An 11,518-nucleotide genomic window follows, 5' to 3' on the forward strand; every position below is an offset into this window, starting at 1 on the left:
TCCGCCGTCGGGATCGAGAATGCGAGGAAAGTCATGAGCACACCACCGGTGGCCGTGATCGGCGTCGGCTGCAGGTTCGCGGGCGGCGCCGATGGCCCGGCCGCGTTCTGGGACATGCTGGTCTCCGGCCGGGACGGTGTCGGCGACCTGCCGGAGGGCCGGTGGCGCGCCTACGACGGCTCGTTCCCCGCGGAGCTGCGCCGCGCCGCCGTTCCCGGCGGCTTCCTGGACGACGTCTCCGGGTTCGACTCCGGCTTCTTCGGGCTCACCCCGCGCGAGGCCGAGCTGATGGACCCGCAGCAGCGCCTGCTGCTGGAGGTGGCGTGGGAGGCGCTGGAGCACGCCGGCATCCCGCCGCGGTCGCTCGCGGGCGGTGACACCGGCGTGTTCGTCGGCATCGGGTCCGACGACTACGGCCGCCGGATGCTGGAGGACCTGCCCTCGATCGAGGCGTGGACCGGCATCGGCAGCGCGCTGTGCGCGGCGGCCAACCGCATCTCCTACGCGCTCGACATGCACGGGCCGAGCCTCGCCGTCGACACCGCGTGCTCGGCGTCGCTGGTCGCGACGCACCTGGCGAGCAGGGCGCTGGCCGACGGGGAGTGCGGCATCGCGCTGGTCGGCGGTGTGAACCTGATCATCGGGCCGGGGCTGACGCTCACCCTCGACGCCGCCGGGGCGACCTCGCCCGACGGCCGGTGCAAGCCGTTCTCCGCCGACGCCAACGGTTACGGGCGCGGCGAGGGCGGCGGCGTCCTCGTGCTCAAGCTGCTCGACGACGCGCTGCGCGACGGCGACCGGGTCCTGTCGGTGATCCGCGGATCGGCCGTGCACCAGGACGGGCGCACCAACGGCATCATGGCGCCGTCCGGTTCCGCGCAGGAGGCGCTGCTGCGGGAGGCCTGCTCCCGCGCGGGCGTCGAACCGTCCTCCGTGGACTACGTCGAGGCGCACGGCACCGGCACCCGGCTCGGCGACCCGCTGGAGGCCGGCGCGCTGGCGGCCGTCTACGGGGCCGGGCGGACCGAGCCGGTGCGGATCGGGTCGGTCAAGCCCAACATCGGGCACCTGGAGGCGGGCGCCGGGATCGCGAGCCTCATCAAGGCCTCGCTCGCCCTGCACCACGGCGAGCTGCCGCCGAGCCTCAACTGCGCCACCCCCAACCCGGCGATCGACTGGGCCACGTCCGGACTGCTGGTCAACACCACCCGCACGCCGTGGCGGCGCGGGGACCGGGTGCGCCGCGCCGGGGTCTCCGGGTTCGGGTACGGCGGCACCATCGGGCACGTCGTGCTGGAGGAGGCACCCGTGCGTGCGGCGGTGGCCGCACCGGACGACGCGCCCCGGCTGTTCCCCGTGTCCGCCGCCTCCCAGGACGCCCTGCGTGCCTTCGCCGACCGGCTCGCCGGGCACGGCGACCTCACCGCGGCCGGCCACACCCTCGCCCACCGCCGGTCACACCTCCCGCACCGCGCCACCGTGGTCGCGCAGACCGCCGAGGAGCTGGCCGAGGGCCTGCGCGAGGTCGCGGCCGGTGAACGACTGCCGAACCCGGTCCCGTCGAACCCCGGCACCGGGCTGGTGTGGGTGTTCTCCGGGCACGGCGCGCAGTGGCCGGGCATGGGCAGGGAACTGCTCGACAGCTCACCGGAGTTCGCCGCGGCCGTCGCCGAGCTGGAACCGGTCTTCCTGGAGGAGATCGGCTTCTCCCCCACCCAGGTGCTGCGCGACGGCGACTTCGACACGATCGACCGCATCCAGACGATGATCTTCGTGGTCCAGGTGGGTCTGTCCGCGGTGTGGCGGTCGTACGGCGTCACACCGGACGCGGTGATCGGCCACTCGGTCGGCGAGATCGCGGCCGCGGTCGCCTGCGGCGCGCTGACCCCGCAGGACGGTGCCCGGCTGAGCTGCCGCCGTTCCGCGCTGCTGCGCCGCGTCGCCGGGCAGGGTGCGATGGCGATGACGTCGCTGTCGTTCGAGGAGGCGGGTGAGCGCCTCGGTGGCCGCACGGACGTCGTCGCCGGCATCTCCGCCTCGCCGTCCTCGTCCGTGGTCTCCGGCTCGCCCGCCGCGATCGACGCCCTCATCGCCGAGTGGGACGACGTCCAGGTCCGGCGGGTCGCCTCCGACGTGGCGTTCCACAGCCCGCAGATGGACGCGCTCACCGCCGGCCTCGCCGCGGCCGCGAGCGACCTGGAGCCCCGCGAACCGCAGATCCCCATGTACTCCACCGCTCTGCCCGACCCGCGGTCGACCGGGCTGCTGCACGGCGACTACTGGGCCGCGAACCTGCGCAACCCGGTGCGCCTGCTGGACGCGACCCGTGCCGCGATCGAGGACGGCTACCGGCGGTTCGTCGAGGTCTCGGCCCACCCGGTCGTCGCGCACTCGCTGACCGAGACGCTCGGCGACGAGGACGCGTTCGTCGGGATCACGTTGCGGCGCAACAAGCCCGAGCAGGTCTCGGTGCTCACGGCGGTCGGTGCCGCGTTCTGCGCCGGTGTCGACGTCGACTGGGACCGCCTGCACCCCGCCGGTGACCTCGCCGACCTGCCCGTGCGCGCCTGGCAGCACACGCCGCACTGGCACGAGTCCTCGGTCAGCGGCGCACCGCAGCAGCACGACCCGGCCGACCACGCCCTGCTCGGTGCCCCCGTGCCGGTGGCGGGCCGCCCGGACCTGACGCTGTGGCGCACCGCGCTCGACGACGCCAACCGCCCGTACCCCGGCAGCCACACCATCCACGGCACCGAGATCGTCCCGGCCGCGGTGCTGGTCAACACCTTCTTCCTGGCAGCGGGCGTGACAGCGGTCCGCGACGTCGACCTGCGGCTGCCGGTGCGCGGCGGTGAGATCCAGGTCGTGCGCGACGGCAACGGCCTGCGGATCGCCGCGAAGGCCTCGGACAGCTGGCTCACCCACTGCACCGCCGCGCTCGGCCCGGTCGCCGGCCTCCCGGCCCGGCTGCCGAAGCTGCCCAGGGGCTCCGCACCGCTGCCGCCCGGCCACGTCCGCGCCCACCTGCGTTCGGTGGGCGTCCCGGACATGGCGTTCGAGTGGACCGTCGAGGAGCTGCTGCGCACCGACACCGTCCTGCGCGCACGCGTGCTGGCCGACGGCTCGTGGCCGGCGGTGCTCGACGCCGCGCTGTCCATCGCCCCCGCCGCGTTCCCCGGTCCCGCCGAGCTGCGGATGGTCGCCGGGATCGGCTCCGTCCAGGTCTCCGGCACGCCGACGGCCGCGGTGGACGTCCAGGTGTCCGTCACGTCGGCCGACACCGTCGACGTCCTCGTCGCCGACAGCGGTGGGACCGTGCGGGCGCAGCTGACCGGTCTGCGGTACGGCGGCATGACCGAGCAGGCCGCCCCGGCGGACCTGGTGCACGAGATCGGCTGGCGACCCCTGGAGCTCGGCCCCTCCCGCGAGGTGGTGCCCGGCGTCACGGACGAGCTGTTCTTCGCCCCGAGCGACGGGGAGCCGGCCGCCATCGCCTGGAAGCTGCTGGAGGAGGCCCACCGGCTGTCCACGATGGACAGCCCGCCGCGGTTGTGGTGCGTCACGACCGGGGTGCGGGAAAGCGCGACACCGCAGGCACTCGCGCAGTCCGTGCTGTGGGGGCTGGGCCGGGTGCTCGCGAGCGAGTACGAGGAGCTGTGGGGCGGCGTCGTCGACCTGCCCGCCGACGGCTCCACCGCGCGGCTGCACGAGGTGATCGGCTCAGCGCCGGCAGCGGACGTCATCTCGCTGCGGTCCGGGGTCGAGACGGCCACGCTGCTGCCGACCACCCGGGAACCCTCCCACACCCCGCTGACGTGCCGCCCGGACGGCACGTACCTGGTCACCGGCGGTCTGGGCGTGCTGGGTCTGGAGGTCGCCCGGTGGCTGGCCGAGCGCGGCGCGCGGCGGCTCGTGCTCGTGGGCCGCACCCCGTTCCCCGCGCGCCGGGACTGGGCGGCGCACCCCGACCAGCGCCAGGTCGAGGCGATCCGCGGGCTCGAGAGCGCCGGCGTGACCGTCCACTGCGTCGCGCTGGACATCACCGATCCCGCAGCCGTGACGTCGTTGCGGGAGCTGGACCTGCCGCCGATCAGCGGGATCGTGCACGCCGCGGGTGTGCTGGACAACCGCATGGCCGCCGACGTCGACCTCGCCTCGATGCGGGCGGTGCTGGCCCCGAAGGTCACCGGTGCGTGGAACCTGCACCAGGCGTTCCCGGTGGGGAGCCTCGACTTCTTCGTCCTGTTCTCGTCGTGCGGCCAGCTGCTCGGCCTCCCCGGCCAGGCGACGTACGGCGCGGCCAACGCGTTCCTCGACGCGCTGGCCGCCCACCGCCCCGACGTCACCAGCCTGGGCTGGACGTCGTGGCGCGGCCAGGGCATGGCGGTCAACGCCTCCGTCGACCGCCAGCTCGCCGCACGCGGCGTGGGCGACATCTCCGCCGCCGAGGCGTTCCGCGCGTGGGACCACGCGGCGGCGCGGGGCCCCGGCCACTACCCGGTCCTGCGGGTGGTCGCCGCGGCCGACGCCGACCGGCCTCCGCTGCTCAGCGAGCTCGCCACCGTCGAGGCCGTCGCCGCCGAGGACACCGCGCCGGACGACTTCCAGGGGCTCGGCTCCGACCAGCTCCAGGCCCGGCTCATCGAGGTGATCGGGGCGCAGATCGCCGGCGAGATGCGGCTGCCGGCGGCCTCGCTCGACGTGCGCAGGTCGTTGGTGGAGCAGGGGCTCGACTCGGTGATGACGATCGTCGTGCGCAAGCGGCTGGAGAAGCGGTTCGGCCACAAGCTGCCGTCCACGCTGCTGTGGCACCAGCCCAGCGTCACCGCGATCGCCGACCACCTGGCAGAGCACCTCGGAGCCAGCTAGGCAGGTTGCCAGCTTTTGTGCCTCTGCCGCCCCGCGTTCCCGCCCCTGGCTCTACTTGCAGACGCCCTGGGCAGCAACGAGAGGAAGGGGGCGGACAAGACTGCTGGCCAAGGGGCTTAGCCCGCAGGACGGAACAACAAGGGGTGTTCGGGCCACGGTCCGGGCACCCCTTTCGTCGCGCCGAAAGCCATCGGCGCACACGACAGCGGGCCGGCTCCCGGAGGAGCCGGCCCGCTGGGGTCGAACCGTCAGAAGCTGGGTGCCGAGGTGGGTGCCTTGAGCGTGCCCAGGTACGGGTGCCAGAGGTGGTCGGGGTTCGCCTCGACGGCGGCGACCACCTCCTTCATCGCCTTGAGCGCCTTGGGTTCCTCGCCGTCGTACACGTCGCCCTGCAACATCTTGAGCACGTCCACGCGGTACCGGTGGTCCTGCACGAACGCGGTGAACAGCACGTTGAGCCGGTAGTAGATGGAGATGAACTCGTACCAGTACTTCACCGCCCGCCGCAGCTTCGTCTCGTAGGTGCCGAAGCGCTCCTTCTCGTACGAGCCGGCGGCGTGCGCGGCGATGATGTCCTGGGCCGCGATCCGCGCGCTGTTGAGCGCCACGCTCACACCGCTGGAGAAGATCGGGTCGACGAACCGGGCCGCGTCACCGACCAGCACGAACCGGTCGCCGCAGATCTTCTCCATCGCGTAGCTGTAGTCGCCCTCGACCTTGAACGGGCGCAGCCGCTGCGAGTTCTTCAGCGCGTCGGCCAGCTCCGGGCGGCTTCCCACGAAGTCCCAGAAGAACTCCTCACGGTCGCCGGAGCTCTCGCGGAAGCGCTTCTTCTGGGTCACCACCCCGATGGACGTGATGGTGTCGGTGATCGGGATCTGCCACACCCAGGTGTCCTTGATGGGCAGGAAGTGCACGAAGATGTGGTCCACCTGCGACGCATCCCCCGCCAGCGCACCGCGGTCGAGGCCCTCGAACCAGGTGTGCACCGCGTACTGGTCGAACACCGGGTCGCTGACCTTCACCTTGAGCTGCTTGCCCAGCAGCGTCGAGCGGCCGGAGGCGTCGACCACCATGCGCGCGGTGAACGGGACGTCGCGCGGGCCGACGCGGCAGGTCAGGCGCACCTCCGACGGGGAGGAGAAGTCGACGTCGCGCACGCGGACGCCGTTGAAGACCGTGGCGCCCTGCTCCTGGGCGTGCTTGAGCAGGATCGCGTCGAAGCGGCCGCGGTCGACGTGGAAGGTGTAGTCGCGGTCCACACCGGGCTGGTTGCGCTCCACGAACTGGATGTCCGCGGTCCAGCCGTGGCTCAGGCCGCTGTAGCCCATCTTCGGGATGTCGCGCGACTCCGCGGACGTCCAGGAGGCGCCGTACTTCTTCGGGAACCCGGCCTCGTCGACCTTCTCCAGCGCGCCGATCTCGGCCAGCACCGGTGTGGTGGCGGGGACCAGGGACTCGCCGACGTGTTCGCGCGGGAAGGTCTCGCCCTCGAACACGACCACGTTCAGACCGGCCCTGGCCAGGTAGGACGCCATCGTCGAGCCGGCCGGGCCGCCGCCGATGATCGCGACGTCGTAGTCGGTGCTCATGCGCGCACCCCCTGCTCCTCGTGCAGCATCGCGGCGATGGTGCTGATGTCCGCGAAGTGCCGCGCGTCGATCTTGGTCAGCGGCACCTGCACGGCGAACTCGTCGCGGATGAACGCCATCAGCACGGCGATGCGCAGCGAGTCGAGGACGCCCGACTCGATCAGCGGCGTGGCCGCCGTCAGCTCCACGTCGTCGGAGTCCGACAGGAACTCCCGTCGCACGAAGGCGAGCAGTGCGGAGACGTATTCTTCCTCGGTCATCGGTTCTCACTCTCGTCGAGCAGGGCCAGTTCTTCGTCGGACATCCGGTCGAGCTCGGCCCGCACCTGCTCCTCGACCACGGCGGCGAGGTCGGCGACCGTGCCGCCTTCGAAGACCGCGCGCATCGGCACGGTCACCTCGAACTCGGACTGGATCGTCGCGATCAGCCGGATCGCGAGGATCGAGTTGCCGCCGATCGAGAAGAAGTGGCTGTGCGCGCCGACGGGGACGCCGAGCAGCGCGGTGAACACCTCGGCAACCCGTTCCTCGACGACACCGCGTGGTGCGACCAGGGTCTCGGCGGCCGGGCCGGGCGCGGGCAGTGCGGCGCGGTCGAGCTTTCCGTTGGCGTTCAGGGGGAACGCCGGGAGCGAGGTGAACGTGGCGGGCACCATGTAGGCGGGCAGCTTCCCGGCGCACCACCCGCCGAGCTCCACGTCACCGGCCACCGGTACGTAGTACGCGGTCAGCACGCCGTCCCCGGCGACCACGACCGCGTCGCGCACGCCGGGGTGCTCGGTGAGCACCGCGGTGATCTCGCCCAGCTCCACCCGGTAGCCGCGGATCTTCACCTGCTGGTCGCGCCGGCCGACGAAGTCGACGGCGCCGCCGGGCAGCAGCCGCACGAGGTCGCCGGTGCGGTAGAACCGCGCTCCCGGCGCGCCGAAGGGATCGGGCAGGAAGCGCTCCGCGGTGAGGTCCGGCCGGTTCGCGTAGCCGCGGGCCACGCCGGCGCCGCCGACGAACAGCTCCCCCACCACGCCGACCGGCACCGGCTCCAACCGGGTGTCGAGCACGTGCATCGTGACGCCGGGCAGCGGTGTCCCGATCGGCACCGAGTCGCCGAGCGGCGAGCGCACCGGATGGGTGCACGTGCCGACCGAGGTCTCGGTGGGGCCGTACTCGTTGACCAGGTCGACCAGGCCGTCCCACTGCGCGGCGAGCCGGGGCGGGAGCGCCTCGCCCGCCACGACGACCACGTCGGCGAGCCCTGCGCGCTGCGCGGGCTCCAGCTGCTGGGTGAGCACGTCGAGGTGGCCGGGTGTGAGCTTGAGGAACCCGAACGGTGCCGCGGCCAGCAGCCGCGCGCCGAGCTCGGTGAGGTCGAGGTCCTGGGGCAGCAGGTGCGTCGGGTGCCCGGCCAGCAGCGGCGCCCACACGTTGGGCACGACCAGGTCGAACGCGACCGACGAGAACACCGGCGCGCCACCGGTTGCGGCGAGCTCGCCGACCGCCCAGCGGACGTGGTTCGCGAGGCCGCGGTGCGGCACCTGCACGCCCTTGGGCCGCCCGGTCGAGCCGGAGGTGTAGATGACGTACGCCAGCGCGTCCAGGTCCGTCGAACGCGGCAACGGGCTCGCGTCGCCGTCGTGGACGTCGGGCCGCAGGCCGCCGAAGCCGTCGCGGTGGGTGATCAGGACGTCGGCCCCGGCGTCGGCCAGCACGTACCGGACGCGGTCGGCCGGGAAGTCCGGGTCGAGCGGCACGTACGCGCCGCCCGCCTTCCACACCGCCAGGAACGCCGCCGGCAGGTCCGCGCCGCGGTCCAGCAGCACGCCGACGACCGACTCCGGTCCGACGCCCGCGTCCCTCAGCCGCCGGGCCAGGCGGTTGGCGTGCGCGTCGAGCTCGCGGAACGTGACGGTCGCGCCGGCCACGACCAGCGCGGTCGCGTCGGGGGTCGCCGCGGCCTGCCGCTCGAACCCGTCGAGGACCGACGACGTGACCGGCTCGACCGGGTTGCCGCTCCACGACAGCACGTCGCGGCGCTCGTCCGCGGGCAGCAGGTCCGCGGTGCCGAGCAGCGTGTCGCCCGTGACGGACGCCAGCAGCTGCCCGAGGTGCCGTGCCATCCGCTCGACGGTCGACCGGTCGAACAACGAGGTCGCGTACTCCAGCATCCCCGTCATCGAGCCGTCGGACTGCTTGCGCAGGTAGAGCGTGAGGTCGGTCTTGGCGACCTGGGACGCTTCGAGCAGGGTGGTCAGCTCGGCGTCGTCGGAGGGTGCGCCGGTCAGCTCGTCGCCGTGGAAGTCGAACGCCACCTGGTAGAGCGGCGTGCGGGACAGGTCCCGTTCCGGGGCCAGGGCGGCGACGAGCCGTTCGAACGGCAGCTCCTGGTGCGCGAACGCCTGCTTGCACGTGTTGCGCACGGAGTCGAGTGCCTGTTCGAAGGTCAGGTCGCCGTCCAGGCGGCAGCGCAGCACGATGCTGTTGAGGAAGAACCCGACGACGTTCTCGATCTCGGGGCGGTCGCGGCCGGCGACGGGGCTGCCGACGACCACGTCCCACTGGGCGGTGTAGCGGGCGAGCAGCGTGGCGTAGGCGGTGAGCAGCACCATGAACGGGGTCGCGTCGCTGCGCCTGCCGAGCTCCTCCAGCTGCCGCGAGACCGCGGCCGGGACGGTGAAGCCGACGACCGCGCCACGGGCGTCGCGCGCGGCGGGCCGCGGGTGGTCGGTGCGCAACGCCAGCGGCGTGGCACCCGCCAGCTCCTCGCCCCAGTGCGCCAGCTCGCGGGCGAGGACCTCCTCGGTGAGGCGGTCCCGTTGCCACACCGCGTAGTCCGCGTACTGGACGTCCGGTGTGGACGGTGTGCGGCCGGCCAGGACCTCGTGGAACTCCCGTTCCAGCACCGCGGAGGACCAGCCGTCGCAGACGATGTGGTGCATCAGCACGACGAGCCGTCCCGCAGCCGGGAACAGCAGCGCTCGCACGACGGGGCCGGTGGCGAGGTCGAAGCCGCGCCGGGCGTCCTCGTCGAGGACGGCCGCGATCCGGTCGGCCGGGACGTCGAGCACGCGCAGCTCCACCGGCCGCGGCGGGTCGACGACCTGGCGTGGTTCGTCATCCTCGACGACGAACCGGGTGCGCAGCGACTCGTGCCGTGCGATCAGGGCGTCCAGTGCGGTGCGCACGGCGGTTTCACCGGCGTCGGTGCGCAGGAACAGCCCGGAGACCCACTCGCGTGCGGCGGGGTGGATCCGGTCGAGCAGCCACAACCGCTGCTGGCCGAACGACAGCGGCAGCGCGCCGTCGCGCGGCACCGGGCGCACCGGTACCGCGGACGCCGGCCGCGGGTCGATCAGCCGGGCCTGCGCGGCCACGGTGGTGGAGGTGAGCAGCGCGGCCAGCGGGACGTCCACACCGGTGGCCGCGCGCAGCCTGTTGCCGAGCCTGGTCAGCTGCAGCGAGGAGCCGCCGAGCCGGAAGAAGTCGTCGTGCGCACCGACCTGCTCGACGCCCAGCAGCTCACGCCACACCCCGGCGACCAGCTCCTCGGCCTCGGTGCTCACGGCGGGTCCGGCGGTGCCGGGCGCGGGCAGGGCGGTGCGGTCGACCTTGCCGCTGGACGTGCGCGGGAAGTCGTCGAGCTCGACGAACGCGGCGGGCACGTGGGTCTCGGGCAGCCGGGCGGCGAGGTAGGCGGCCAGGTCGACCGCTGAGCCCAGCCGCGCGTAGGCGGCGAGCCGGGTGGCACCGCTGGCCGCGGTGTAGGGCGCGACGACGGCCTCGCGCACGTCGGGGTGGGCGTTGAGGACGGCTTCGACCTCGCCGGGCTCGATCCGCACGCCGTTGACCTTGACCTGGTGGTCGAGTCGGCCGAGGTGCTCCAGGGTGCCGTCCGCGCGCCGGCGGACGCGGTCGCCGCTGCGGTACCACCGGGTGCCGCCGGGACCCGGGACGAACCGCTCCGCGGTCAGCGCGGGGTCGGCGAGGTATCCCTGGGCGACGCCTGGTCCGCCGATGAGCAGCTCGCCGTCCTCGGCGATCTCCACGCGCATGTCGTCGATCGGTGTGCCGATCGGAACCGGGCCGGACCGCTGCAGGTCGTCGAACCGGTGCGCGGTCACGTCGATGGCCGCCTCGGTCGGCCCGTAGGTGTTCCAGACCGTGACGGGGCAGTTCTCCGCCACCCGCAGGAACCGCTGCACGAGCTCGGCGTGCAGCTGCTCGCCGCCGGAGGAGAGGACGCGCAACGTCGTGCAGCGGTCCCACCCCGGCTCCTCGACCAGCGCGCGCAGCATCGAGGGCACCACCTGCAGCACCGTGATCCCGTGGTCGGCGACCGCGCGCACGATGGCGGCGGGGTCCCGTTCCGCCCCGGGCGGTGCCAGCACGACGGTCGCTCCGCTGATCAGCGGCGCCCAGACCTCCCAGCCCGCCGCGTCGAACGTGAGCGCGGTCTTCTGCAGCACCCGGTCCCCGGCCGCGAGACCGTGGGTGCGGGTCAGCCACCGCAGCTGGTTGCCGATGCCGGCGAGCGTGACGACCACGCCCTTCGGGGTGCCGGTGGAACCGGAGGTGTGGAGCACGTACGCCGGGTGGTCGCCGCTGAGTGGCACGTCCGGTGCGGCCGGGTCCTGGTCGTGCAGCACGGTCAGGTCGGGGTCGAGCACGACGTCCGCTGCCGCGTCCGAGACGACCAGGCGGGGCTGCGCGGCCGCGAGCACCGCCGCGTTCCGCTCGGCCGGGTGGGCGGGGTCCAGCGGCGTGTAAGCCGCGCCCGCCTTCCACACCGCGAGCAGCGCGACGACGAGGCGCACGCCTCGGGGCAGCCGCACGGCGACGAGATCACCGGGCCGGACACCGTTGGCGCGCAACAGGTTCGCGAGCTGGTTGGCCGACCGGTCCAGCGCGCGGTAGGTGATCCGGCGGGTGCCTTCGACGAGCGCTACCGCGTCCGGTTCGCCGGCCGCCCGCCGCGCGATCCATGCGTGGGGCACGCTGTTCATTCGTCTCTCCACTGTGTGCGCGTTGGGACGGTTGCCGTCCCGAAACTCCCGCCGGTCCCGA

4 protein-coding genes are annotated in these 11,518 nt (G+C 73.5%); 1 reads left to right on the forward strand and 3 read right to left on the reverse strand.

Going from position 1 to position 11,518, the window contains the following annotated elements:
• Positions 1 to 33: 33 nt before the first annotated feature.
• Positions 34 to 4,869 (forward strand): type I polyketide synthase, encoded by a 4,836-nt coding sequence (locus AB0A63_RS00890; protein WP_360383739.1) that lies wholly within the window; start codon positions 34 to 36, stop codon positions 4,867 to 4,869.
• A 248-nt stretch (positions 4,870 to 5,117) separates the two neighbouring features.
• On the opposite strand, the gene AB0A63_RS00895 is transcribed toward AB0A63_RS00890, so the two are convergent.
• From AB0A63_RS00895 to AB0A63_RS00905, 3 genes are read right to left on the reverse strand one after another with little or no spacing between them, the layout of a single operon-like run.
• Positions 5,118 to 6,461, reverse strand: coding sequence for an NAD(P)/FAD-dependent oxidoreductase (locus AB0A63_RS00895; protein ID WP_360383741.1), 1,344 nt, complete (start codon positions 6,459 to 6,461; stop codon positions 5,118 to 5,120).
• Positions 6,458 to 6,721 (reverse strand): phosphopantetheine-binding protein, encoded by a 264-nt coding sequence (locus AB0A63_RS00900; protein ID WP_360383744.1) that lies wholly within the window; start codon positions 6,719 to 6,721, stop codon positions 6,458 to 6,460. Before AB0A63_RS00900 ends, AB0A63_RS00895 begins: the two co-directional genes overlap by 4 nt.
• Positions 6,718 to 11,457: an amino acid adenylation domain-containing protein gene (locus AB0A63_RS00905; protein ID WP_360383746.1), complete on the reverse strand. Its 4,740-nt coding sequence runs from the start codon at positions 11,455 to 11,457 to the stop codon at positions 6,718 to 6,720. Before AB0A63_RS00905 ends, AB0A63_RS00900 begins: the two co-directional genes overlap by 4 nt.
• Positions 11,458 to 11,518 lie beyond the last annotated feature (61 nt).

The sequence above is a fragment of the Lentzea sp. NPDC042327 genome (genome assembly GCF_040647275.1).
In the GTDB taxonomy this organism is placed as follows: Bacteria; Actinomycetota; Actinomycetes; order Mycobacteriales; family Pseudonocardiaceae; genus Lentzea.